The 23,433-nt window shown below is 65.0% G+C and carries 22 protein-coding genes; 9 read left to right on the top strand and 13 right to left on the bottom strand.

From position 1 onward, the window contains the following. Positions 1 to 218: 218 nt before the first annotated feature. The 3 genes from EU800_RS05780 to EU800_RS05770 form a co-directional block, all read right to left on the bottom strand. Positions 219 to 1,703 (bottom strand): inorganic phosphate transporter, encoded by a 1,485-nt coding sequence (locus EU800_RS05780; RefSeq protein ID WP_129629485.1) that lies wholly within the window; start codon positions 1,701 to 1,703, stop codon positions 219 to 221. A gap of 284 nt (positions 1,704 to 1,987) precedes the next feature. Further along, complete coding sequence (locus EU800_RS05775) at positions 1,988 to 2,359, bottom strand: nuclear transport factor 2 family protein (protein ID WP_129629483.1); 372 nt, start codon at positions 2,357 to 2,359, stop codon at positions 1,988 to 1,990. Positions 2,360 to 2,759: 400 nt separating this feature from the next. Continuing rightward, positions 2,760 to 3,434, bottom strand: coding sequence for a GntR family transcriptional regulator (locus EU800_RS05770; RefSeq protein WP_242500414.1), 675 nt, complete (start codon positions 3,432 to 3,434; stop codon positions 2,760 to 2,762). A gap of 15 nt (positions 3,435 to 3,449) precedes the next feature. On the opposite strand from EU800_RS05770, the gene EU800_RS05765 reads away from it, so the two are divergent. The 4 genes from EU800_RS05765 to EU800_RS05750 are packed head-to-tail and all read left to right on the top strand — an operon-like array spanning position 3,450 to position 6,944. After that, positions 3,450 to 4,307 (top strand): citryl-CoA lyase, encoded by an 858-nt coding sequence (locus EU800_RS05765; RefSeq protein ID WP_371685575.1) that lies wholly within the window; start codon positions 3,450 to 3,452, stop codon positions 4,305 to 4,307. Further along, positions 4,304 to 5,623 (top strand): phenylacetate--CoA ligase family protein, encoded by a 1,320-nt coding sequence (locus EU800_RS05760; RefSeq protein ID WP_129629477.1) that lies wholly within the window; start codon positions 4,304 to 4,306, stop codon positions 5,621 to 5,623. The genes EU800_RS05765 and EU800_RS05760 overlap by 4 nt, the downstream gene beginning before the upstream one ends. 39 nt (positions 5,624 to 5,662) lie before the next feature. Next, positions 5,663 to 6,244, top strand: a complete 582-nt coding sequence (locus EU800_RS05755; protein WP_129629585.1) for a VOC family protein — start codon at positions 5,663 to 5,665, stop codon at positions 6,242 to 6,244. Between the two features lie 25 nt (positions 6,245 to 6,269). Next, entirely contained in the window at positions 6,270 to 6,944 is a 675-nt protein-coding gene (locus tag EU800_RS05750; RefSeq protein WP_129629475.1) for a glutathione S-transferase family protein, read from the top strand. Positions 6,945 to 7,277: 333 nt separating this feature from the next. Here the strand turns inward: EU800_RS05750 and EU800_RS05745 are convergent, their stop codons facing one another. From EU800_RS05745 to EU800_RS05710, 8 genes are all read right to left on the bottom strand, one after another. Continuing rightward, positions 7,278 to 8,057: an SDR family oxidoreductase gene (locus EU800_RS05745; protein ID WP_129629472.1), complete on the bottom strand. Its 780-nt coding sequence runs from the start codon at positions 8,055 to 8,057 to the stop codon at positions 7,278 to 7,280. A 20-nt stretch (positions 8,058 to 8,077) separates the two neighbouring features. Continuing rightward, the gene (locus EU800_RS05740) at positions 8,078 to 10,324 is read right to left on the bottom strand and encodes a molybdopterin-dependent oxidoreductase (protein ID WP_207209857.1); all 2,247 of its coding nucleotides are present in this window, start codon (positions 10,322 to 10,324) and stop codon (positions 8,078 to 8,080) included. 4 nt (positions 10,325 to 10,328) lie between these two features. Beyond that, positions 10,329 to 11,267: a dihydrodipicolinate synthase family protein gene (locus tag EU800_RS05735; RefSeq protein ID WP_129629468.1), complete on the bottom strand. Its 939-nt coding sequence runs from the start codon at positions 11,265 to 11,267 to the stop codon at positions 10,329 to 10,331. 4 nt (positions 11,268 to 11,271) lie between these two features. After that, a complete protein-coding gene (locus tag EU800_RS05730; RefSeq protein WP_129629466.1) occupies positions 11,272 to 12,573 on the bottom strand; it encodes a TRAP transporter large permease in 1,302 nt (433 codons plus the stop codon). Continuing rightward, complete coding sequence (locus EU800_RS05725; protein WP_129629464.1) at positions 12,570 to 13,037, bottom strand: TRAP transporter small permease; 468 nt, start codon at positions 13,035 to 13,037, stop codon at positions 12,570 to 12,572. Before EU800_RS05725 ends, EU800_RS05730 begins: the two co-directional genes overlap by 4 nt. 52 nt (positions 13,038 to 13,089) lie before the next feature. Continuing rightward, positions 13,090 to 14,085, bottom strand: a complete 996-nt coding sequence (locus EU800_RS05720; RefSeq protein ID WP_129629462.1) for a TRAP transporter substrate-binding protein — start codon at positions 14,083 to 14,085, stop codon at positions 13,090 to 13,092. Positions 14,086 to 14,180: 95 nt separating this feature from the next. Next, the gene (locus EU800_RS05715; protein ID WP_129629460.1) at positions 14,181 to 15,086 is read right to left on the bottom strand and encodes a LysR substrate-binding domain-containing protein; all 906 of its coding nucleotides are present in this window, start codon (positions 15,084 to 15,086) and stop codon (positions 14,181 to 14,183) included. 203 nt (positions 15,087 to 15,289) lie between these two features. After that, complete coding sequence (locus tag EU800_RS05710) at positions 15,290 to 16,726, bottom strand: aminotransferase class V-fold PLP-dependent enzyme (RefSeq protein ID WP_129629459.1); 1,437 nt, start codon at positions 16,724 to 16,726, stop codon at positions 15,290 to 15,292. Between the two features lie 103 nt (positions 16,727 to 16,829). Here EU800_RS05710 and EU800_RS05705 point away from each other — a divergent pair, with 103 nt between their 5' ends. After that, positions 16,830 to 17,300: an Lrp/AsnC family transcriptional regulator gene (locus EU800_RS05705; RefSeq protein WP_129629457.1), complete on the top strand. Its 471-nt coding sequence runs from the start codon at positions 16,830 to 16,832 to the stop codon at positions 17,298 to 17,300. A 159-nt stretch (positions 17,301 to 17,459) separates the two neighbouring features. Here EU800_RS05705 and EU800_RS05700 read toward each other — a convergent pair whose 3' ends face one another. After that, positions 17,460 to 17,936, bottom strand: a complete 477-nt coding sequence (locus EU800_RS05700) for an OsmC family protein (protein WP_129629455.1) — start codon at positions 17,934 to 17,936, stop codon at positions 17,460 to 17,462. A gap of 252 nt (positions 17,937 to 18,188) precedes the next feature. Between EU800_RS05700 and dctP the strand changes: the two genes are divergently transcribed. Genes dctP through EU800_RS05685 form a run of 3 tightly spaced genes read left to right on the top strand, consistent with a single transcriptional unit; the run spans position 18,189 to position 21,033 of the window. Further along, positions 18,189 to 19,190: a TRAP transporter substrate-binding protein DctP gene (gene dctP, locus EU800_RS05695; protein ID WP_129629453.1), complete on the top strand. Its 1,002-nt coding sequence runs from the start codon at positions 18,189 to 18,191 to the stop codon at positions 19,188 to 19,190. Positions 19,191 to 19,204: 14 nt separating this feature from the next. Further along, entirely contained in the window at positions 19,205 to 19,744 is a 540-nt protein-coding gene (locus EU800_RS05690; protein ID WP_129629451.1) for a TRAP transporter small permease, read from the top strand. Then, a complete protein-coding gene (locus EU800_RS05685; RefSeq protein WP_129629449.1) occupies positions 19,744 to 21,033 on the top strand; it encodes a TRAP transporter large permease in 1,290 nt (429 codons plus the stop codon). The genes EU800_RS05690 and EU800_RS05685 overlap by 1 nt, the downstream gene beginning before the upstream one ends. A gap of 116 nt (positions 21,034 to 21,149) precedes the next feature. On the opposite strand, the gene EU800_RS05680 is transcribed toward EU800_RS05685, so the two are convergent. Beyond that, positions 21,150 to 22,052 (bottom strand): LysR family transcriptional regulator, encoded by a 903-nt coding sequence (locus tag EU800_RS05680; protein ID WP_129629447.1) that lies wholly within the window; start codon positions 22,050 to 22,052, stop codon positions 21,150 to 21,152. A 40-nt stretch (positions 22,053 to 22,092) separates the two neighbouring features. Here EU800_RS05680 and EU800_RS05675 point away from each other — a divergent pair, with 40 nt between their 5' ends. Beyond that, positions 22,093 to 23,433 (top strand): FAD-dependent oxidoreductase, encoded by a 1,341-nt coding sequence (locus EU800_RS05675; protein ID WP_371685580.1) that lies wholly within the window; start codon positions 22,093 to 22,095, stop codon positions 23,431 to 23,433.

Raw genomic sequence — 23,433 nt, 5'->3', positions numbered from 1 at the left:
ACACAGAGTCCACGTCACGTCGGGATCCGAGAGGAAGCCTGTGAAAACAGGTTAGCAGGGCAAAGCAGGGCACCTGATCGCCAGTCAGAAGCGTTGAGGGCGAGTCGGCGTGAGAGCCTTTCCATAGTCCGAGAACGCATCCGTCCGATCGTTCGGATCCGCGAACCGGAACACCTCCGTGGCCTCTCTGTCCGAATTGCTGTCAAAAACCGGTCTACTCACCCGGTCGCGAGCCGAAGGCTGAAGAACAGGATACCCGAGAGGAGGGCGGCAGCAGGCACGGTGACGATCCAGGCGGCGGCGATGGTCATCATGTGTGCCCGACGAACGAGCTTTCTCTGGCGCCGCTCGCTCGGCGTGTGATGTGGGCGGTCTGGCACCACCTCGCGCGCGCGAAGCAGCCTCCGTTCGGCATACCACTCGCGGAAGAATCCGACGCCGAAAATGCCGCCGACCGCGATATGGGTCGAGCTGACCGGCAATCCCAGCCAACTCGCAACGATCACCGTGATCGCGGCGGACAGCGCCACGCAGAAGGCGCGCATCGGGTTGAGCTTCGTGATCTCGCTGCCGACCATCCGGATGAGCTTGGGGCCGAACAGGAAGAGCCCAAAGGAGATGCCGAAAGCTCCGATCAGCATCACCCAGAAGGGAATGCCGATGGCAGAGGTGTAGTCGCCGGTCGAGTTGGCATGGACAATCGCCGCCAGCGGACCGACGGCATTGGCCACGTCGTTGGCGCCATGCGCAAAGCTGAGAAAGGCGGCGGAGACGACCAGCGGAATCGAGAACAGCACCTTCAGGGACTTGTTCCGGTTTTCGAGCCCACGCGACTTCCTGCGGATCACCGGTATCAGGATCAGCCAGACCGCGACACCGATGACGAGCCCGGCGCCGAGGGCTGTTGCGAAGTCGATCTTCACGATCTTCTTCAGACCCTTCAGCGCCAGATATGCGGAAAAGGCGCCGGCCATGATCCCGACGAGTACGGGCACCCAGACCCGCGCGGCCGCGATCTTGTCGGGCTGGTAGATGATGCGTGCCTTGATGAACCAGAGGAAGCCGGCGGCGATGATCCCGCCCAGGAGCGGCGAAATCACCCAGCTCGCCGCGATTGCCGCCATCGTCGGCCAGTTGACCGCGCCGAAGCCGGCGGCCGCGATGCCGGCCCCCATGACGCCACCGACGATAGCATGCGTCGTGGAGACCGGCGCACCGATCCATGTCGCAATATTCACCCAGAGCGCGGCAGCGAAGAGCGCGGCCATCATCGCCTCGATGAAGATCTCCGCCGATTGCGTGGAGGCCGGAGAGACGATGCCCTTCGCGACCGTGGAAACAACGTCGCCGCCGGCGATCAGCGCCCCGGCACTCTCGAAGACGATGGCGATGCCAATGGCGCCGCCCATGGAGAGGACCTTTGCCCCGACAGCCGGTCCCATGTTGTTGGCTACGTCGTTTGCGCCGATGTTCACGGCCATGTAAGCGCCGATCGCCGCGGCCAGAACGATGATCAAGGCACCGCTCGTGCCGTTCATGACGAATGCCGCGAGAAGTCCGGCAAGCAGGATGAAGGCGGCTGCCAGGGTCGGGGCAACCAGCCGGCGGGCGACAAAGGCGTTGCCGGCTTCAAGGCTGGATAAGCGTTCGAGATCCCGGTCCAGCGTCTCGAAATGCCGCGGCTCATAGTTCTTGTCAGACACGCTGCAACCCTATGTCTCGTGCGTTTTCGCGCTCCCTACAGGTGTTCGGCGGCTCGATCCATGTAACATTTTTGTAACGACAATGTGACGCACGGAGCGTGCCCCCCGCGGAGGATGCCAATTGGGCAAAGGGACGACGCTGTCACAGTCCCGCGTGCAGCCAATGCGATCGGTTGTGCATGCCCATTCTCGCTCGCGGCTGGCTCGTGTCGGGATCGCCCACTTCACCGGAGGGACGGGGGTGCTGGCCGAGAAGGACAAAACGAAGGACGCGGCCTGGGCGTTTAGTCGCCGAGAAGGGCCTCGCCATCGGGGCTGTCAATCACGTATTTCCACGTGCCGTCCGACTGTTTTCGGGCAACTTCGACGCTCACGCCCTTGACGGTGTCGCCACCGGTTGTCGTCAGTGTCCATCCGTTCTGGACAAGGGCAATGTCGCCCGTCTCGAAGGCGACCTGGCGGTTGAATTCAATCGTGGCGCCGGAGTCGATATAGCCTTGCAGGACAGAGCGGATCTGCGCAGCGCCTTTGAATGCGCCATGATGGTTCGGAAACACCGCGTCCTCTTCGTAAAGCGCCATCAGGCCGTCGATGTCTCCTGCGGAAAAGCAATCCGAAAAGATCTTGATGAGCTCCGTCGCGCTATGTGCCGCCATGTCTCTCGCTCCATTTCCTTTGAAAGATGTGTGGGGAGGGTGTCTGTTCCAACAACACAATCAGGACGGCCTCCGACCCAGACTTCGCACACCTCCCATGTGCGCACCTTGGTCGTCGCTGCGGACGTATCGTCTGTCCGCTCCCGGTACAAACTGCCGCCAAGTCAAGAGTCTGTCTATGGGTCCTGACACCGGATCAACCGTGCCCCGTCAGTCCGCAGCCAGAGCTGCCTGCTGAGGGCCACGATCGCGACTGCAAGCGCATGCACGGTCGCGGCCGCCTCGAACAGGGTAGCGAAACCCGAATAGAACCACCCCAGAATACTGGCAATCCGGATGGTGATCGGAGCGGGATTGCACTGGGACGTCAGGACCGAGCGCGCATCGGCCACCGGTTGTCTTACGCGGACTTGTCCACTTTTGCCCGGAACATCTTCTCCGGAGCCTCGAAAACAAACTGCGTCGCGCGGCCGAGATGTTTCCGCATCTCGGCCTCGGCCGTCGCCGGATCCTTTTGGAGGATCGCCGTTGCAACAGCCCGGTGCTCCTTTTGCGATAGCGTCAGCACTTCGGGTGTCAGGGCTTCCCGCAACTGGGACATGATCAGGGAAAGGCGCAGTTTTCTGGCAAGATCCAGCAGCGTGTCGTTGCCTGCGGCGACGAAAATTGCGCGATGGAATGCCTCGTTTTCGGAGATGTATTCCATTGCACCGGACAATTGCGGTTTGCCGAGGAGCGGCGTCACGCTCGCCTCGAACGCAGCTGCGACGCCAGGTAGTCTCATCCGTCCCGCCGCTCTGCGTGCTGCCAGAACCTCGAGTTCGGTCCGGATCTCGAAGAGTTCCAGCGCTTCGCATTTGGTGAGACGTCGCACCTCGGCGCCGCGGTTCGGGACGAGTTCGATGGCTCCCTCCGCCGCCAGGTGGCGAAACGCTTCGCGCAGCAAGGCCCGGCTGATCCCGAATTCCTGTGTCAGATCGGCTTCGACAAGACGTTGCCCGGAGACCAGCACCGCGCTTTCGATGCGGGAATCGAGCTCTGCCACCAGCGTCGCCAATTTTCCACTCACCGCCATGAACCGACCTTTTGCATGAGCGCGCACACGATATCTGCAAATGCGCTTGACGGGGCGCATTGTCAGACAATATTGTTCTGCAATCAAGGGGGGGATTTTATGAAAATCGGCAAGCAAGGTCGGGCTGTCACATCGATTTCGGCGGCAGATCCCGAGAGCATCACGGTGCGCGGGTTTGATCTTGCGACCGAACTGATGGGGCAGATCAGCTTCACCGAATATTTCTTCCTTCTGACGACCGGAACAAAACCGACGCAGGAGCAGCGGTTTTTCCTCGATCTCCTGCTTGTCTCGATTGCCGAACACGGGCTCGTGCCGACCAACCAGGTCGCCCGAATGACCCATGCAGCGGACCCGGATTTCCTGCACGGCGCCGTCGCCGCGGGTCTTCTCGGCTGCGGGAAGGTCATCCTGGGCACGACCGAGGTCGCCGGAAAGTTTTTGATCGAGACGGGGAAGCGGATCGAGGCGGAAGGGCTGAGCACGGACGACATTGTCGCGCAGGCGCAGGAATTGGGGCGCCGGCTGCCGGGTTTTGGCCACCCGCTTCACAAGCCCATCGACCCGAGGGCGCAGCGTATCCTCGAGCTTGCGGCGGAGCGGGGCCTGTCGGGGCCCTACATCCGACTCGCGCGCTCGCTTGAGGACTCCGTCAACCGCATCTGGCGCAAGCCGCTGCCGATGAATGTCTCCATGGCGATACCCGCGGTCCTGCTCGACCTCGACTTTCCGCCTTCGGTGCTAAAGGGGATTCCGATCCTCGCCCGCACGGCGAGCCTGCTGGCCCACCTTGCCGAGGAAGTGGACACGCCGATCGGGTTCGTCCTCGCGCATCATGCCGAAGAGGCGATTTCCTACGAGCCCGGCTCATGACGATGCATGCTGTCGCCCTCGAGACTGCGCCCTGGGCCGAGCAGGCACAGCGGGACGATGCTGCTTACCGGGCTCAGATCGCCTATCTTCTCGAGCATTCCGCATTCTACCGTGACCTTCTGCGGCATGCCGGCGTCTCGAGCCCTGAGGACGCAGGCGGGCTCGACGCGATCGGTGCGCTGCCCTTCACCGAAAAGGATGACCTGCGCGCGACGCGAGACGAAACGCATCCGATCGGAACGCATCTGACCGCGCCGATGTCGGACATTGTGCGGATCTATTCCACCAGCGGAACGACCGGCACGCCGAGCTACATTCCGTTGACGCAATCGGATCTCGAAGACTGGATCGAGATCTCGCAGCGCTCCTATGCCGCCTCCGGCGTCATTGCCGGAGAGCGGATGGTCACGACCTACAATGCCGGCCCCTTTGTCGCCGGCGTCACGCTCGACGCCTTTGCGCGGCTGGGCTTGTGCCATATCCCGGTTGGCGCCGGAAATACGGAACGCCTGATGGCGGCGGTTCAGTTGCTGAGGCCGACGGTGCTGGGGTGCACGCCGTCCTATGCGCTCCACCTGTCGGAGTGGGCGGCGGACCGAGGTATCGACACGGCTGCCTCGTCAGTCAGGAAGATCCTGGTGGCCGGGGAACCCGGCGGCGGTGAACCGGCCATGCGGACCCGCCTGCAAGAGGCCTGGGGCGCCGCCGTGACGGAGGCCATGGGGATCGGGGACATATCGGTATCGCTCTGGGGCGAGTGCGCGCACCGGGATGGCATGCATTTCTCCGGGCGTGGCCTGGTGCATTTCGAGCTGATCGACCCCGCGACCGGTGCGCCGGTTGCTGTCGAGGACGGGGCTGAGGGCGAGTTGGTCTACACGCATCTGCGGCACCGCGCGGCACCCTTGCTGCGTTTCAGATCACGGGATCGGGTGCGCGTGAGCACGGCTTCCTGCGCTTGCGGCCGCACCGCGCCCCGCGTGCGTTGCATCGGTCGAACCGATGACCTGCTGATCGTCCGCGGCGTGAACCTCTTCCCGACGGCTGTCCGGGAAGTCGTCGGTGACTTCGGTGAAATGGTGAGCGGTGTCATTTCCATCCGTCCGCTCGCGAAAGGGGTGAAACAAACCCCGCCACTGCCTGTTCGCGTCGAACTGGCCGAGGGTGTGACGGGCGGAAAAGACCTGGCCGACAGGATCCGCCAGCGCATCCGCGACACGCTTCTCGTGACGACCGAGATCGAGCTCGTCCCGTGGGGAACCCTGCCGCGATCCGACTACAAATCGAAGCTCGTCGACTGGTCTGCAGCGAATTAAAAACTGAAGGGAAACAGAACCATGCCGGACAAGGACGCCATCAGAAAGATCCAGGTACAGGGCGTTCATCATATCACGATCGTGGGCGCCGACCGCAAGACGTCGATCGATTTCTGGGAGGGCCTCCTCGGCATGCCTTTCATCTTCGATCAACCCAATCTCGACAACCCGAACGAGGGCCACCTCTACTTCGATCCGGGCGACGGGCGGCTGATCACGATCTTCACCAACGAAGACCGTAAGCCCGACCCGACGCGGACCTCGACCGAACAGGGCTCTGTCCATCACCTCGCGTTCAGCGTCAGCCAGGCGACCTTCCGACAGGTCGTCAAGCGGCTCGATGACCGCGGGATCAAGCATTCCGGCCCAAAGGATCGCGGCTTCATGGACTCGATCTATTTCGAGGATCCGCTCGGGCTTCTCATCGAACTGGCCTCCTACCGCTTCGAGCCGCCGGAAGGATGCCGGCATGCGGACGTGATGATCGAGGCGCATCGCATCCGCGTGGAACGCGGCGACTACAACATCCAGGAGGAACACCTGGCTGACGCCATCGAACGACTCGTCGAACGCACGCAGCAAACGCTTTCGGCGGACCGTTCGCCCCGCAACCCCTACTGACCGATGTCTTGAAAGGAAAACCCCGATGAAACTGCATATGCATCCTGCGTCGATCACCAGCCGCCCGGTCCGCCTGTTCATGGCCGACAAGGGGATCGAGGCCGAAGAGGTCGTGGTCGACCTCATGACAGGCGCGCACCACCAGGACCCGTTCATGAGCTTCAACCCGAACCGGCTCGTGCCGGTTCTCGAAGACGGCGACCTCAAACTGACCGAAAGCTCCGCGATCCTGAAATACCTCGCGGACAAATACGATCTCCCCGAATACCCGAAAGACTTGAAGGCGCGCGCCCGCGTCAATGAGATGATGGACTGGGTGAACACCAACTTCTATCGCGACTGGGGCTACAACCTCTGCTACCCGCAGCTTTTCCCCCACCACCAGCGCCCGTCGGCGGAAGGTCAAGAGGTCACGGTCCGCTGGGGCAGCGAGAAGAGCAAGTTCTGGTTGCAGGTCCTCAACGATTACTGGCTTGGCGACGGTCGTGAGTGGCTGACCGGTGACGAGATCACGATCGCGGACTATTTCGCTGGCTCAGTCGTCGCGCTGGGCGACATGATCCGCTATGACTTCTCCGCCTATCCCAACGTGTCGGCCTGGCTGGCACGCGTGAAGGCGCTTCCGAACTGGAAGCCGGTCAGCGAAGCGCTCGACGGCTTCGCGGGATCGCTGTCGGAGAAGGAGTTCATCTCGGCGTGAGTGTCGCTGGACGAACCACCTTCCTCGGTGGTTCGTCCACGATTGCAGACGCCGATATCTGCCGGGGGAGAGGGGGGCTGGTTCGGTCGAACCGATGCCTGTCATTCCCGGCAACCACGCCACGAAGGTCCGCCATCACAATGGGGATATTTCGCTCGTCCGGGCCGTGCCCGGGGGCCGATAGATCCCGCAGACCAGCTTGCCAGCGGTCTTAACGCTGCTTTCTGGGTCACTCAGGGCCGGCGAAGACCGGACCGCTTCGCGATCAGCACCGCTGCCGGGACCGCGTCCTCCTCATGGCTATGCCGACCCCGATCGTGTGCATCGCCTTCGTCAATAGGTTCCCGGATAGCCGCCGCCGTCGATCAGGATGTTCTGGCCGGTGACGAAACCCGAATGCTGACTGCAAAGGAAGGCGAACCAGGCGCCGATTTCCTCGGTGCGGCCGAAGCGGCCGGCAGGGTTGGCCTCCGCCCGGGCGCGCCACATCTCGTCGAAGCTGGGGCCGTCCGGCTCCACCATGGCCGCTAGGTGCTCGCGTTGCGCATCGCTGTCGATGATGCCGGGGAGCAGGTTATTGATGGTGACGTTTGCCCGCACCGTCTGCCGCGCCAGCCCGGCGGCGAAGCCCACCAGCCCCGAGCGGGCGCCGTTCGACAGACCGAGCTCGAGCTGCGGGATCTTCACGCTGCGCGACACGATATTGACGATCCGGCCGAAGCCGCGCGCCATCATTCCGTCGACGGTGGCGCGCATCATCAGGATCGGCGGCAGCATCATCAGGTCGACCGCCTCGATCCATTCCTGCCGCCCCCAGTCGCGGAAGTCGCCGGGCGCCATGCCGCCGGCGTTGTTGAGCAGGATGTCGGGCTCAGGGCAGGCGGCGAGGATCGCGGCGCGGCCTTCCTCGGTGGTCACGTCGGCGACCACCGGCGTCACCTTCCGCCCGGTCTCCTCCCGGATCGCCGCCGCCGTCGCCATCAGTGGCCCTTCGCTCCGGGCAGCGATGGTGACATCGGCGCCCTCGCGGGCGATCGCCAGTGCACAGGCGCGGCCCATGCCCTTGCTGGCGCCGGTCAGGAGCGCCTTGCGGCCATGAATGCCCATATCCATCAGGCGTTTCCTTCCGTTTCCTACGCGATGCCCGTGGTCGCCCCGAGCGGTTCGACCCGCACCAGCGCGCTCAGCGCCGCGCAGGCCTGGCCAAGCTTCGAGCTGCGACGGTCCGATGTCAGCACGTTGGGGTTGCCGTTCCGCTCGATCCCGCTCTCCGGATCGGGCGCATACCAGGCGCCCGTGGCCATCACCACCACCCCGGTCCGCAGCGTCGGGTCGAGCTTCGCGACGGCGCGACAGGCGCCACGATGGTTGTGGACCCGCACCAGCGCGCCCTCGGCGATGCCCCGGGCGCGGGCGTCCGCGGGGTTAAGGCGCACCGGCGCGGGGCCCGCGTCCTGCCGCGCCTGCCAAAGCTGGCTGTGGAGCTGTTTCGCGGGCTGGTTGGTGATGAGGTGCAACTCGTCCGGTTCGGCATTGCCGAGCCATTCCTGCGGCGCGATCCAGGCGGCATGGGGCGGACAGTCGGGTTGGCCGAAGCCATGGATGCGCTCCGACCAGAGCTCGATCCGCCCCGACGGGGTGGCGAGCGGCTGCGCGTCGGGGTCGGCCCGGAACTCCTCCAGCAGCACCTCGGGCATCGCGGGCAGGGGCACCTGCCAGACGCCGGCCTGCCAGAACGGGTCGAAGCCGGGGACTGAGATGCCCTCTTCGGCGCCCCGCGCCTCGGTCTGCCGCCAGAGCCGGCGCAGCCATCCGGACTCGTCCAGTCCCTCGTCGAATGCCGGTCGGACACCCAGCCGGTCGGCGAGGGCGCAGAAAATGTCGAAATCGTTCCGGGCCTCGGCCAGGGGCTCCACCAGCTTCGGCATGGCGAAGACCGAGGCATCCCGCGAGCTGCCGCCGAGGTCGTTGCGCTCAAGCGGCGTGGTCGCCGGCAGCACGATATCGGCCCGTGCCGCGGTGGGCGTCCACCAGGGCTCATGGACCACGATCGTCTCCGGCCGGCGCCAGGCCGCGTCGACCATGCCGAGATCCTGCGCGTGGTGGAATGGATTGCCGCCCGCCCAGTAGACCATCCGGATATCGGGGAACGTCACCTCTCTGCCGCCGAAGGATATCCGGTGGCCGGGCTTCAGCATCGCCTCGGCAAAGCTCGCCACCGGGATCGCCAAGCCGTGCGGGTTGGGCAGGCCAGGCAGCGACGGCACGTAGCCGTTGCGCGCATCCGCACCAACCGCGTTCATTGACCCGTAGCCGAAGCAGAAGCCGCCCCCGGGGAGCCCGATCTGGCCCAGAACCGCGGCAAGCGCGACGAGCGCCCAGAACGGTTGTTCGCCATGCTCGGCCCGCTGCAAGGACCACGCGGCGGTCAGCATCACGCGGCCCGTCTCCATCGCCTGCCAGAGCCGCTGGAGTTCGGCCACCGGCACGTCGGCGATCCGTGCGGCCCAGTCGAGAGTCTTGGGCGTCCCGTCGGTCTCGCCGAGCAGGTAGGAGATCAGCCGCTCATGGCCGGTGGTGAAGCGGGCGAGGAAATCCATGTCGGCACGGCCGGTGACGACGGCCTCGTGCGCGAGCGCCAGCATGATCGCGGTGTCCGAATTGGGCCGCGGCCGGATCAGCTCCGCCTCGAGGCCAGGCGGGATGTCGTCGGCCATCGGCGAGAGCAGGATGAACCGGGTGCCCCGCGCGGACGCCTTTGCGACCGCCTCGGCCATGTGGTGCGCTCCCGCGCCGCCGGAGGTCACGCGCCAGTTCTTGGGGTTGAGCCCGCCGAAGGCCACCACGAGGTCGGTCTCGGCGGCGATCGTCTGCCATGAAGTCGCCGTGCGGGCGACGGCATCGAAGGATCCCAGAACATGCGGCAGGATCGCCTGCGCAGCGCCCCAGCTATAGTTGCCGATCTGGTCGGTGAAGCCGCCCGCCGCCGCCAGGAACCGCCGCACCTGGCTGCGCGCGTGGTGCAGGCGCCCGGCGCTTGACCAGCCATAGGACCCGCCGAAGACGGAGCGGGGACCGTGCGAGCCATGCACCCGCGTCAACTCTCCCGCCACCAGATCGAGCGCAGTGTCCCAGTCGACCGGGATCATCTCCTCGGCACCGCGACCCGCCCCGCCGGCACGCGGCCCCAGTTCAAGGAAGGACTTTCGTACGTGCGGCCGGTCGATCCGCCGGTCGGAATAGAGCATCTCCGGCCAGGCGCCGATCATGTCGGCATTGGCGCCGCTTCCGGCCAGCGGCCGGGTCTCGACCAGCCGGCCGTCGCGAACGGTCGCCTCGAACGGCCCCCAGTGGCAGAGAGAGATCCGGCGCTGCTCCATCACGCTACTCTGCGGCGGCGGCCGAGTTGACCGACAGCCCGTATTTCTCAGCCAGCCCCAGATCGGAGAAGGCCTTGAGGCCCTGCGCCATCACTTCCGGCGATGCCGGGCGCAGCGGCTTGCGCAGCGGTCCGGCGGGCAGGCCGACGGCGCGCATCAGCGTCTTGATCGAGACCGGGTTGACCGCCGCATAGGCGAAATGCAGCATCGGCAGGTTGGTGAGCCACGCCTCCCGGCAGGCAAAGGCATCCTCGCCACTCTCCCAGGGCTTGGAGATCACCGCCATCTCGCGCGGGATGATGTTGCCGGTCATGTTCGCCGTGCCGTGGCCGCCGAGCGCCATGGTCGGGATCACCAGACCGAGATTAGGCGAGCAGCAGCACATGATCGACATGTCGGGCTTCGCCGCGCAGACCTGCGCCACTTGCCCGACGCGGGTCGTGGATTCCTTCAACACCACCATGTTGGGGTGTTCGGCCAGTTTCAGCAGGTCGGTCCAGTGCAGATCGGTCTTCACCCGCGGCGGGTTGTTGTAGAAGCCCATCGCGAGGTCGGTGCTGTCGAGCACCTCGAAGGCGTAGTCGGTGATCGCGGCGTTGTCGGCGCAGATATAGGCCGGCGCCGCCATGATCGCACCGTCGGCGCCCTCGGCCTTGGCGTAGCGGGCATAGTCTATAGTCGTCGCGGTGTTGTTGCCGGTGACGCCGTAATACATCAGCATCTTGCCCGGCTTCATCTTCACCGTTTCCGAGATGATCTTCTTGCGTTCCTCGGGTGAGAGCATCGAGACCTCGCCGGTGGAACCCATGATCAGAACCGCCGTGGTGCCGTTCTCGGCATGCCAGTCGAGCAGGGTGCGGAAGCCCTCGTAATCGATGCTTCCATCGGCGTTCATCGGGGTGACGAGGGCAACGAACGAGCCCAGGGGCTTTGAATGTGCCATCAAGTTATCCTCCAGTTGCAAAGAGTTCCGGGACCAGCAGCTTGGGCAGGCCCAGGACGATATCGGGGATCCAGATCGACAGGATGGCGACCAGGATGGTGAGGCCGCAGATCGGCGCTGCGGCGAGCATGGAGCGCCCGAGCGGCGCGTCGGCGATCTGGGTGGCGATGAGCAGGCAGATGCCATAGGGCGGCGTGACCAGCCCGACCGACAGGACGATGGTCGAGAGCACGCCCATGTGGACCGGGTGCAGCCCGGCGGTGTCGCCGAGGGCCTGGATGATCGGCAGGAAGATCAGCGTCGCCGAGATCGGGTTTAGCACCATTCCCACGAGCAGCAGGAAGCCGATCAGCAAGAGCATGATGAGAAAGCCGTTCGAAGTGACCCCGAGAATGAACTCCACAACGATCTTCGATGCGCCGAGATAGGCGATGAGCCAGCCGAAGATGCCAGCGCCGGCCACCGTGAACATCGGGATCGCGAAATCGATCACCGCATCGGCCAGCAGTTTCGGCAGCGCTGCTGGGCGGATGTCGCGATAGACGAAGAGCGACAGGAACAGCGCCCAGAGCACTGCGGCGATCGCGCCCTCGGTGGGGGTGAAGAAGCCGCCGACGATGCCCCCCAGCACGATCACCGGGATCAGAAGCGGCGGAGCGCCCCGCACCAGCACCCGTCCGGCCCGGGCGAAGCCGGGGAACGGGTTCGCCGGGTAGCCGTATTTCACCGCAAGCATGTAGGTATAGGTCATCATGAAGAGCCCGATCAGCATGCCGGGAACGACGCCGCCGACGAACAGCGCGCCGATCGAGACATTGCCGAAGGCGCCGTAGATGATGAGGATGATCGAGGGCGGGATGATGACGCCGAGCGTCGAGGAGGCTGCCGTCAGCGCGGCCGCAAAGGGCGCGGGGTAGCCGGCCTTCTTCATCGCCGGGATCAGGATCGAGCCGACGCTGGCGGTGTCGGCCGCCGCCGAGCCGGAGAGGCTGGCAAAGACCATCGAGACGAAGACGTTGACATGGCCGAGCCCGCCCCGGACATGGCCGACGGTTGCATCGGCGACCTCGAGCAGCCTCTCGGTGATCGAGCCGGCGTTGAGGATCCGGCCAAGCAGCATGAAGAATGGCACCGCCATCAGCGTGAAGCTGTCGATGCCGGCATACATCTGGTTGACCACCGAAATGAGCGGAAGATCCTGCAGCAGGATTACGAAGCCCGAGGACAGGATCAGCGAGAAGCCGATATTCACCCGGAGCGCGATCAGCACGAAGAAGCTCAGCAGCAGCGTGACGAGCGGGTTCATGTTGCCCTCCGGGCCATGCCGGCGGCCATCTCGAGCAGGTAGAGCGCCATCAGCGTACCCGAGACCGGCAGAGGCAGGAACATCCAGAACCGCGAGATGCCGAGAGACTGGACCTCGGCGGTTGCCCGGACGATCGCAAGCTCCCAGCCGTGCCGGATCAGCAGCCAGGAGACGCAGGCGCCGGCGACGAGGCTGATGATCTCCACACTCCGCGCCACCGCCGGCCGGTTCATCGGCAGCAGGTCGACGTCGTAATGCGCCCCGGTCCGGAGGCCCACGGCCGCGCCGACGAAGATCAGCCAGGTGAAGAGAAGCTGCGCCAGATCGCTGGTCCAGATCATCGGTGTGGTCAGAAGGTTGCGGGCGATGACCTGTAGCGCGACGGTTGCGATCAGCGCGGCGAAGCCGATCCACATCAGCAGGCGCGCGACGACCGTCACGCGGTCGCAAAGGCGGTTCAGCATGTCAGATCCGTGAGGGGGCCGCCCCGGCGGGCCGGGGCGGCGGCCAGGGGGGTTACTGCTTCAGCAGTTCGTATTCCTCGGTCAGGTCGAGCTCCTTGGCGAGCTCCACCTGGATCGGCGCCAACACCTCGATGAAGGGCGCCTTGTCCGGCCGGGTGACGGAAACGCCGTGCTCGGATTGCAGGGTGTCGACCAGCCCGGCATCGTATTCCTTGGCCTTCTCGACGCCGAAGGCATTGGCGGACACGGCTGCCTCCTTGACGATCTTCTGAAGATCTTCCGGCAGCTTGTCCCAGCTTCGCTGCGACATCGATGTGTGGTTGATCTGGATCGTGTGCTCGGTCAGCGCCAGGTTCGGCGCCACTTCGTAGAGCTTGGAGCCGGTATAGCCGGGCAGGGAGCTTTCCATGGCGTCGGCGACGCCGGTCTGCATCGCGGCGTAAAGCTCGCCCCAGGCGACAGTGACCGGGTGCATGTCGAAAGCGGCCCAGGTCTTGGCGTCCATCGGCGAGGGCGGCGTGCGCATCTTGAGCCCCGCGAGGTCGGCCGGTCCGCTCACCGCGACGCTTGCGGTCGCCATGTTCCGGGTGCCCGAGGCACCGAGCGCCAGCAGCTTCATGCCGACGGCCCGGTCGGCATAGACCTGCTCGAAATGGGCCTGCACGGCGCTGCCGGGGCCGACCGTTTCCAGCACCTCGTCCATGCTGCCGAAGAGATACGGCATGGTGAAGATCGAATATTCCGGGATCTGCTGCGCGGCGTTCGAGGTGGTCGAGATCATCAGGTCGATCGTGCCGAAGCCCATCTCGCCGATCACCGCCGGATCCTGGCCGAGTTGGCCGGAATCGAAGATCTCGACGGCAATCTGCCCGCCGCTCTTCTCCTCGATCTCGGCCTTTATCGCCTGAGCCATGTCGTTATAGGGATGGGGCGACTTGACCAGGGTGTGAAGCCTGAGCGTGTAATCCGCCGCCTGGACTGATCCGGCCGCCGCGAGGGCGATCCATCCGGTGGTGACGGCAAGCGTGGCGCGTCGCGTGAAGGTCATCGCATCTATCCCTGTCGTTGTTGGTGTTTCTCTGAGCCTCACCCCTTGGGGCGATCAAATCAAATACAAAATACCGAGGAGGTCATGCCAAAACCTTATGATATCCGCCGCCCATATTGCGGCCGGAGCGCGATGGCGGCGAGAAGTTCCTCGAAGAACTCCATCGCGGCGCGGCTCAGCGGCAGGTCGGCCGGCTTCATGATCTGGTATTCGAAAGGGATTTCCGGCGCGAAAGGGACCGAGCGCAGTGCCGCGCCGAAGATGCCCGGCGTGATCGGGTCGACCAGCGCGATGCCGGTGCCGAGCGCGGCCAGCCCGCAGGCGGAATAGGAGGGCTGAGTCTCGGCCACCACGCGCGGGCTCACGCCCGCCTGGGCAAAGCATTGCGTCATGTAGCCGTAGGTAATCGTGCGGAAATTCAGCGCCACCAGTGGTTCGTCGGCGAGGTCCTGCGGCGTCAAGACCGCGCGTCCGGCCAGCGGGTGGTCGGGCGCCATCACACAGACGCAGTCGGTCCGGAAACTCGCCAGCACGTCGACATCCTGCCGCTCGGGCGAGGTCTGGGCGACGCCGAGGTCGATCTGGCGCGAGGCCAGGAGGTCAAGGATGCGGGCCGAGGTATGGACGTCGTGGGTGAGGCCGACGCCGGGATGTCGGTCGATGAAGCGCTTCACGGTACGCGGGATGATTTCGAAGCTGACCATCGGCATGGAAGCGATGCGAAAGGTCGCCCGCTGCATCGTGCGGATATCCGCGGCGACCTGTGAGAGCCGCTCGAGGCCGTAGAACATCCGCTCGACCTCGGCGAAGAAGTCATAGGCTTCGGGCGTCGGCTGCACCTTGCCGCCGGGCCGCAGTAGCAGCGGGAAACCGATCGAACTCTCCAGGTCCGCGATCAACCGGCTCACCGCAGGTTGCGACACGTTGAGCGCATGCGCGGCCGCGGTGATGGAGCCGTGCCGCATCACCATCCGAAAGGCGTTGATTTGTTTCTGGTTCACGTCTGCGCGTCCTCCATCCGGCCGGCAGCGTCCATTGTTCGGAACCGTCGCGTAACGCTTCCGCGTTGAATCGTCCGCCCGCCCTGGGGCTCAGGGCCGGGGCGTTGCCCCGGACCCCGGGGACATTTGTGAACAGAAGAGGGGGCGGGCGGCAAGAGCGGAAAAGCCCGCGCGCCCGGAGCTGGAGCGCGGCGAGCGGCCTCTCAGGCGACGTCCCGGTCCAGGTAACGCGCCGAGTGGTCTTCCACGCCGTAGTCTGCGGCCCAGAGCGACCCGTTGCGGCTCACCTCTGCCACCGCTTCGAGGATGCGGTCGACCTCCCGCTCGTCGTGCAGGAAATGCAGCCCGAGCCGGGTCCAACCGGGTTTCTCCCATTCGTCGCCGGCCCGGACCCTTGCCCTCAGCCGTTCCGACAGCGCCTCGTCCACACCCATGAGGCGGTGGCCGTAGGGGCCGGCGCAAGCGCATCCGGCGCGGGCCTGCACGCCGAAACGGTCGCTCAGGATCTTGCTGACGATCTGGTGATGGATCGGCGCCCCGTCCTCGCCCAGTACCAGCAAGGAGAAGATCGGCAGGGCCGGCGCATTGCTCCGCCCCAACAGGCGTAGGTTCGGCAGGTCGCTCCACGCTTCCAGCGCCTGCTGCCGCAGCGCCGCGTCACGCTCGGCGATGTGTTCTTCTCCGGCGGCTTCCTTCACGAGGAGCGCCAGGGCGGCGCGAATGTCGCCGACCAGGTTGGGCGTGCCCGCTTCCTCCCGCGCGACGATGGAGTCGAGATAGTCATGCGCCCAGGGCGAGACGAAACTGACCGTACCACCGCCGGGCGCGGTCGGGGTCGTCCGGTCGACCACCGCGTTGCGCAGGATCAGAAGGCCGGATGCCCCCGGCCCGCCGGCGAACTTGTGCGGCGAGAGCGCGATCGCGTCCTTCGGCGCGCCGTCGCCTTCCATGTCGAGCGGCAGGTAGGGGCCGCCGCCCGCGTAGTCCCAGAAGGACAGCGCACCGTACCGCTTCAGGAGCCGTGTCACCGCGTCGGGGTCGGTGAGGATGCCGGAGACGTTGGAGGCCGCCGAGAAGGTGCCGATCTTGAGATCCGCACCCTGCGCGTCTTGAAGCGCAACCTCCAGCGCGGTGAGGTCCGGTCCGCCCGTCTCCGCCTCGGGGATCTCGATCACCTCCGCGCCGCTCTCGCGCCACGGCAGGATGTTGGAATGGTGCTCGTAGGGGCCGGTCATGACGACCACCTTCTTCCCTGCGCGCAACCGCTCCGGAATGTCGAGCAACGCCACCAGCCGGTTCAGACCCGAGGTCGCCCCCGCGCCGGTGAAGATCACGCTGCAGTCCGGCCCGGCGGCGGTGATCCGCGCGATCTCGGCCCGCGCGCCTTCGCGCAGGCGGCCCATCTCCTGGCCGCAATAGGAGGCTTCGGTGTGGGTGTTGGCATAGATCGGAAGCACGCTCTCGGCGATGAACTCCTCCACCTGGCGCAGTGCACGCCCGGAGGCGGTGAAGTCGGCGTAGAGCAATTGCTGCGTGCCGAAGGGAGTCTCGAAGGCCATGTCGCGGCCAATCAACCCGGACCGCAGGCCGTCGAGGCCGTGGGAGCGGATCATGTTCTGGAAATCGCGATATTCCTGCATCGGGGCCTCCTGCGCTTCTGAGAACAGAGTCTATCTGTCTTTCCGCAATTTCATCTCTCGATTTCACTGTCACTCCGATTTGATCGATAATATTGATAGACCTATGTCCGTTTCCTTCGATCAGATCGACATCTCCATACTGCGCGAGCTTCAAACCCGTCCCGGCCAGTCACAGCGCGAGCTGGCAGAGCGGGTCGGGCTGTCGCAAAACGCCTGCTGGCGGCGGTTGAAGCGGCTGGAGACCGAAGGCATCCTGAAAGGCACGACGGCGGTGATCGACCGCCACGCGCTCGGGCTCGACCTCGTGGTTTTCATGATGCTGAAGACGCGGCACCACTCCGCCGCGTGGCTGAAGCAGTTCCACGGTTGGGTGACCGCGATACCCGAGGTGGTGGATGTCTACCGGATCGCCGGCGACTACGACTACATGCTGCGCATCGTCACCCGCGACATGGCGGGCTACGACCGGGTCTACCGTCGACTGATCGAGAAGCTGGAGCTCGACACCGTGACCTCCTATTTCGCGATGGAGGCGCTCGCCGAAGGCAGACCTCTGCCGCTCGATGGCGCTTAGGGCGCAGGCGGGCGCCGGCCTTTCGGCTTGGGGACACACGTCAGGACGGCATATCGCCTTGCAGTTCCTTTTATGGCGTCACCCGATCCCTCAACGGGGGCGGGCAGGGGGGTGGCCGTCTGATCTTGAACACCGCCCCGCCTTCTTTCCAAAGACCAGCTAGGCTCCCGAGGCACGACCGACACCGTCGCTCGCCCTTTTGGATCGCTCCTGATGCTCCGAAAGCCCGGGCTCTTCGGATCGGTCATGCTCCAGCTCGAACGTGCAGTTGAGCGTGTTGCTGACCGTGCAGATCGATTTTGCGTGTCGGATCACTTCGGACGCCAGGCCGGCCTCATCCGTCAGCCGTCCGATGACACGGATGCCGATCGTGCCGAGCCGGTTGGGCAGGTCCGTCGCCTTCGTTCCTGTAACGTCGACCGCGAAAGGCTCAAGCGGCTTCACGCGTTGGTCCGCCGCGATCTTGAGAGATTTTGCGATGCAAGCGCCAACGGACGCGAGAAGAATGTCGACGGGCGTGCCGCCCGGTGATGCGGCGCCATGGTCCTCGCCCGGCCCGCGGTACCGCAACTCCCCATCACCACCATATAGGACAGTGATCGGTCCGAAGACCTTCGGTTTGATCCGCATCGCCATTCACGCACTCCCGGGCTTGGACATTGTAGGTCACGGATGCTGCGCTCCATTCCCTTGCGCGTCAATCAGCCCCTCTCGTCCAATTGATCAACCGGCCTCACGGTCGCACCGGGCAACGTCTTGAAGGCCAACTCGCGGGTGGTCGTGCCTACGAATGCACTTTCGCAATCTTCGGTCAGGAACTACAACATCGGACAGACGAGGACCCCGCCGGCACCCGGCAACGATGAACGACATCCAGGAGGAAAGATGATGAAACGCCTGATCGGTAGCCTTACCTTGGGAGTAGCGCTCTCCGTGTCACCAGCGGTGGCCGAGGAATGGCGGGTGAACAACTTCCTGCCGGAGACCCGCCCGGAATCCGCGGAGCTCGAGCAGTTCGTCGCCGAGGCGAACGCGGCCCTCGGTGGCGAGACCGAGCTGAAGCTCTACAGCGGCGGATCGCTGGGATTGCCCAACACCGACACACTCCGCTTCCTGCCCAAGGGCGCCGTCGAGATGAGCCTGATGTGGGCGAACTACCTCGGCCGTGACGCGCCGGCGCTCAGCTCGGTCGTCGTCCAGGGCACTATCGGCTCGATCGACGAGTTCGAGAAGGCAATCCCCGTGGTCAAGGAGATCTACGAGGAAGAGTTCGCCGACTGGGGCGTCTCCTCGGTGGGCTACGTGGCGATCCCGATGCTCATGGTTTCCGTGTTCTGCAGCGAGGAGCCCGTCAACACGCTCGAAGATCTGAAGTCGAAGAAACTGCGGGTCTGGGCGCGCGACCAGGTCGAGACATTTACCAAACTTGGTGTCTCCGCCCAGATCATCCCGCAGGAAGAGCTTTACGTGGCGATGAAGACCGGTGTCGTGGACTGCGCGCTCTACCCGGCGCTCTATGCCCACACCGTCTCGCTTCAGGAAGTGTCGAAATACGCCTCCTTCCTCTACCCGATGGCGTCGGGCCCCTACGTGATCGGTGTCGCAACCGACCGTTGGGAAGAGGCGGACGACTCGTTCAAGGAAGCCGTCACCAAGGCGGCCGACGACCTGTGGGAACGCACCAACCAGTATGACGACGATATGGACCGCGAGATGGCCGCGCGCGAAGAGCTGGTTTCCCAGGGGCTCGTCTGGGGCGAGGACTTCCCCGAGGCCGACCGTGCGCTTTTCGTCGACTCGGTGACCGAGGTTTGGGCCGATCTCGCCGAAGAGGCCGGCGGCAACGCCGTGGCGTATCGCGAACGCGTCCTGGAGGCGCTCGGCCGATAAGCGGGACCGATACGATGGCCCGATCTCCCGGTGTCCTCGTGGCGCAAGCCTTGCGCGGGCTCGCCTTTGCCTGCGCCATCGCGGCCTCGCTGGGGATCGCGGCCATCGTCTGCATCATCACGGCCAGCGTCGTGATGCGAAAGCTCGGTTCGCCGCTGCACATCACCGAGGAAGTGGTGGGTCTGCTGCTGAGCGTCTCGCTCCTGCTCGCCCTGCCCATGGTGAGCCTCCGCTCCCAGCACGTCCGGGTGGCGCTCCTCGTCAACGCGGTCGGTGGCCCATGGCTGCGGGCGCTGCTTGGGCTCGGCCTGCTGATGACCCTGTTCTTCTTTGGCTGGCTGATGCTCGACATCATCCCATGGTTCGAGTTTGCCTTTGACCGCAACCTGAAGACACAGACCTCGCGGCTGCTGCTCTATCCGTGGATGGCCGTGATGCCAGTTACGATCCTGTTGACCATGGCGATCCTGTTCGCCCGGCTGGTCGGCCTTCTGCCCGAAGAAAAGGCCGAGCCACAGCCGGGCTTCACCGATCGAAGCGAGACGACGCCCTGATGTTCTGGACGACCCTGATCGGTGGCCTGGTCGTCACCGCGGGCACGGGAATGGCGCTCGGCGCCGCGCTCGGGCTGACCGGCCTCGTGATTCTGTATTTCTTTTCCAACGGCGCGACCTCGCTGGCCGTGGACGCGATCTGGAACGTCTTCAACTCCTTCACGCTCAGCGCCGTTCCCGTGTTCATCCTTCTTGGTGAAATCCTTCTGCGCAGCGGCGTCAGCGAGCGCGCCTACACGGCGTTCTCGCCGCTGTTCCGCCGGGTCCCGGGCGGGTTGCTGCACACCAATATCGCCGTCTGCACCCTGTTCGGTGCGGTCAGCGGCTCGAGTCTTTCCACTGCGGCGGCGGTCGGCTCCGTCGCCTATCCGGAAATGGCGAAGCGCGGCTACAACAAGGACATGGTGGTGGGCAGCCTCGCCGGAGGCGGAACGCTCGGCCTGCTGATCCCACCGAGCCTTTCGTTCCTCATCTACGGCGCGCTGACTGAAACCTCCATCGGCCGGCTCTTTGCCGCAGGCATCGTGCCGGGGCTGATGGTCGGAAGCCTCTTCATGGCCTACCTGTTGGTCCGGTGTTCCCGTAATCCGTCCCTTGCCCCGCGGGACCAAAGCCAGGCGTCCCTGCTCGAGATCATAATCGGGTTCCGACAAATCTGGCCCATTCTCGCGCTCATCGCGGCGGTCATCGGCAGCATTATCGGCGGGCTCGCAACCCCAACGGAATCGGCCGGCCTCGGCGTGATCTTCGCGATCGTCCTGACGTCGATCTGGGGCGATTTCACCTTCCGCAAGCTGCTCGACGCGGTCTACCACTCGGCGCTGCTCTTCGCATCGGTCGGTTTCCTGGTGCTCGGCGCCACGATTCTGGCGAAGTCGGTGAGCATCCTCGGCGTGCCGCAGCAAATCCTCGAGGCCGTCGCCGACAGCGGCCTGGGCGCCTATACGGTGCTCCTGATCGTCGTGCTGATCTACCTGTTGCTGGGATGCTTCTTCGATGGCCTGTCGCTGATGATCATGACTCTGCCGGTGGTATTTCCGCTGCTGACGGGGCTCGGCTTTGACCCGATCTGGATCGGCGTGATCATCACGATCGTCATAGAAATCGGCCAGGTGACGCCACCGGTTGGGCTGAATCTCTCGGTTCTGACGGCGCTGACGAACAACGAGGTGAGTCTCGGCCGCGTGGCCATCGCCACGGTGCCCTACTGGTTGATCCACCTCTTCGCGATCATTTTGCTGAGCCTCTTCCCGGCCCTTGCGCTGTTCCTGCCCAACCTGCTGTTCTGACCGCGCTCGATGTCGGTGTGAGAGCGAGTGAAGTCGAGCGGGGCAGGGCGCGGAGATCTTATCGGGAACTCCTCGACTCGATAGCGTTATACCTGACCCAGTCGTTCTGCATGCCCCTAGATCTCCCCGAAGGGGTCTGACGTCAGACAGGCCCGGATATGCCGGATGAATAACTCCGCGATCTGCGACAATGGCGTGTGCCGGCTGTGAAACAGCCGCAGGGTAAAGCCGGCCTGTTCTTTCAGCGGGATGACCTTGACGCGATCCGATGGCGCCTCGCCAACGGTGAAACTGTCCAAGAGGGCCACGCCGGCGCCGTTTGCGACCATGAAATAGGCCGAGACTGTCAGCCGGACCCGAAGGAACGGCCGCAGGCGCACGCCGGCCTGCTCCAGCAGACGTTCGATCATCGCCTGTTGGAACTGGGACTGGTTGAACCCGATGATGTCCTCGGTCTGGAGATCTGCCAGCGCGATCACGTCGCGATGGGCGAGCCTGTGGTCGGCCGGAACGAGACAGACCAGCCGCCCGGCGTCGATCGGCACCGAGTCGATGCGCGGATCGTCCACGTCAAAGATCGCCATAGCGAGGTCGACATTCTGCAAGAGGAGCTGGCTGGCGAACTCGTCGCGGTGGAGGACATCGAAGGTCAGTTCGACATCTGGCAGTTCGCGATACATCGCCTTGATTGCCCGGGGCACGAGTGAGACGCCGAGCCCGGGGGAGGTTCCGATGGCCAGCTTGCCGCCGATCGGACGCTGCGCGGCCTCGAGCCGGCGGTTGACCCGCAGGATACCATCATGGACTGCCTCCAGGTCGGTCAGAAGCTCGGCAATTTCCGGCCGGGGAACGAAACCATTGGCTGTACGGTCAAAGAAACTCATCCCGACCAGCGATTCAGAATGCTTCAGCATCCTGCTGACGCTGGGCGGGGAGACATTGAGCATGCGTGCTGCACCGGTAATCGACCCGGACAACAGCACGGCGCGGACGGTTTCGATCTGACGCAGGCTGAGCATGGCAACAGATTAACATGAAGCTAATCCGAGAAGAACGAATATTAATTGTCACCTTCGCTCCAGATCAACACACTGGCAGGAGGAGGCGGACCCACTGGAACATTGCATCGAAACGGATGTCTGTGTCGTCGGCGGCGGAATGGCCGGAACGGCGGCTGCGCTGGCGGCGGCGCGACGTGGCGCGCGCGTGGTGCTCGTAGAGCGCGCGGGCTTTCTCGGCGGCGCGGCCACCGCGGGCGCGGTGTCGCAATTCGTCGGCTGGCACACGCGGGCGGGGCGCAAGGTCGTCGGCGGGATCGGTGATGACATCGTGGCGGAACTGACGGGGCTTGGCGGCGCGGACGGGTTCGACTGGTTCACGATGTCCACCGGTCACCGGATGGACCGAATTGCCTACGCCCCAGAGATCCTGAAGGTGGCGCTCGACCGGCTGGTGCGGCGCGCCGGGATACGGGTCATGTTCCATGCGACTCTGTGCGGCGTCACTTCTGAGGCCGGCCGGATCGAGTCGGTCTCCGTCGCCACGTCCGGCGGGACGTGGCAGATTACCGCGCACAGCTTCATCGACAGTTCGGGGGACATGACCCTGCTTTCCGAGGCCGGTGCGGAATTTCTCGCGGAGGCGGAGAGCGGCCGGCAGCCGGCGACGATGATGTTCGCCATGGCGCCGGTGGATTTCGAACGGCTCGGGAACGTCACGCGCGAGGCCAAGGCCGAGATCGTTGCCCGCGGACTAGCCAGCGGTGACCTGCCTCGCGCGGCGCTGCACTACAGTCCGGTGCCCGGTGCGGCGACTGCCTGGTTCAATATCTCCCGCGTGAGCGTGGACCCGACCGACCCGTTCTCGCTCGCCGCCGGCGAGATGGAGGGGCGCGAGCAGGCGCTGCAGATCGCCCGTTTCCTGACGGCCAACCTGCCGGGCTGTGAAGCGGCACAGCTGATGATGATGGCCCCGGCGCTCGGTGTGCGCGACACGCGGCGCATCCGGGGAGAGCATGTGCTCACCGCCGCGGAGCTGCGCGAGAGCACGCCCTTCACCGATACCATCGCCTGCGGTGCCTACCCGATCGACATCCACCACGCCGACAGCGCCGAGTTGACCATCGAGGAATTCGGCGAAACCCATTTCTACCGCATCCCCTTCCGGTCGCTGATCCCCAAGGGGCTCGTCAATCTCGCGGCGGCCGGTCGCGGGATTTCTGCGGAGGCGGAGGCCTTTGCGGCGGTCCGTGTCATGCCGACGGCGATGGCGACCGGGCAAGCCGCGGGCCTTGCCGCGGCGATGGTCGCCGGGAGCAATAGCGGCGATTTCCGTGCGATCGACAGCGCCGTGCTCCGGGCCGGCCTGCGCGATGCCGGCGCCTTCCTTGGAGATGGCTGA

The sequence above is a fragment of the Tropicimonas sp. IMCC6043 genome (assembly GCF_004146235.1).
Classification (GTDB): Bacteria; Pseudomonadota; Alphaproteobacteria; order Rhodobacterales; family Rhodobacteraceae; genus Tropicimonas.
This window is presented reverse-complemented; position numbering and strand designations above follow the sequence as displayed.

Coding starts and splice junctions, on each gene's coding strand:
- EU800_RS05775 (WP_129629483.1), bottom strand. CDS start 2,359: ATGGCGGCACATAGCGCGACGGAGCTCATCAAGATCTTTTCGGATTGC.
- EU800_RS05770 (WP_242500414.1), bottom strand. CDS start 3,434: ATGGCGGTGAGTGGAAAATTGGCGACGCTGGTGGCAGAGCTCGATTCC.
- EU800_RS05765 (WP_371685575.1), top strand. CDS start 3,450: ATGAGCGCGCACACGATATCTGCAAATGCGCTTGACGGGGCGCATTGT.
- EU800_RS05760 (WP_129629477.1), top strand. CDS start 4,304: ATGACGATGCATGCTGTCGCCCTCGAGACTGCGCCCTGGGCCGAGCAG.
- EU800_RS05750 (WP_129629475.1), top strand. CDS start 6,270: ATGAAACTGCATATGCATCCTGCGTCGATCACCAGCCGCCCGGTCCGC.
- EU800_RS05745 (WP_129629472.1), bottom strand. CDS start 8,057: ATGGATATGGGCATTCATGGCCGCAAGGCGCTCCTGACCGGCGCCAGC.
- EU800_RS05740 (WP_207209857.1), bottom strand. CDS start 10,324: ATGGAGCAGCGCCGGATCTCTCTCTGCCACTGGGGGCCGTTCGAGGCG.
- EU800_RS05735 (WP_129629468.1), bottom strand. CDS start 11,267: ATGGCACATTCAAAGCCCCTGGGCTCGTTCGTTGCCCTCGTCACCCCG.
- EU800_RS05730 (WP_129629466.1), bottom strand. CDS start 12,573: ATGAACCCGCTCGTCACGCTGCTGCTGAGCTTCTTCGTGCTGATCGCG.
- EU800_RS05725 (WP_129629464.1), bottom strand. CDS start 13,037: ATGCTGAACCGCCTTTGCGACCGCGTGACGGTCGTCGCGCGCCTGCTG.
- EU800_RS05720 (WP_129629462.1), bottom strand. CDS start 14,085: ATGACCTTCACGCGACGCGCCACGCTTGCCGTCACCACCGGATGGATC.
- EU800_RS05710 (WP_129629459.1), bottom strand. CDS start 16,726: ATGCAGGAATATCGCGATTTCCAGAACATGATCCGCTCCCACGGCCTC.
- EU800_RS05705 (WP_129629457.1), top strand. CDS start 16,830: ATGTCCGTTTCCTTCGATCAGATCGACATCTCCATACTGCGCGAGCTT.
- EU800_RS05700 (WP_129629455.1), bottom strand. CDS start 17,936: ATGGCGATGCGGATCAAACCGAAGGTCTTCGGACCGATCACTGTCCTA.
- dctP (WP_129629453.1), top strand. CDS start 18,189: ATGAAACGCCTGATCGGTAGCCTTACCTTGGGAGTAGCGCTCTCCGTG.
- EU800_RS05690 (WP_129629451.1), top strand. CDS start 19,205: ATGGCCCGATCTCCCGGTGTCCTCGTGGCGCAAGCCTTGCGCGGGCTC.
- EU800_RS05685 (WP_129629449.1), top strand. CDS start 19,744: ATGTTCTGGACGACCCTGATCGGTGGCCTGGTCGTCACCGCGGGCACG.
- EU800_RS05680 (WP_129629447.1), bottom strand. CDS start 22,052: ATGCTCAGCCTGCGTCAGATCGAAACCGTCCGCGCCGTGCTGTTGTCC.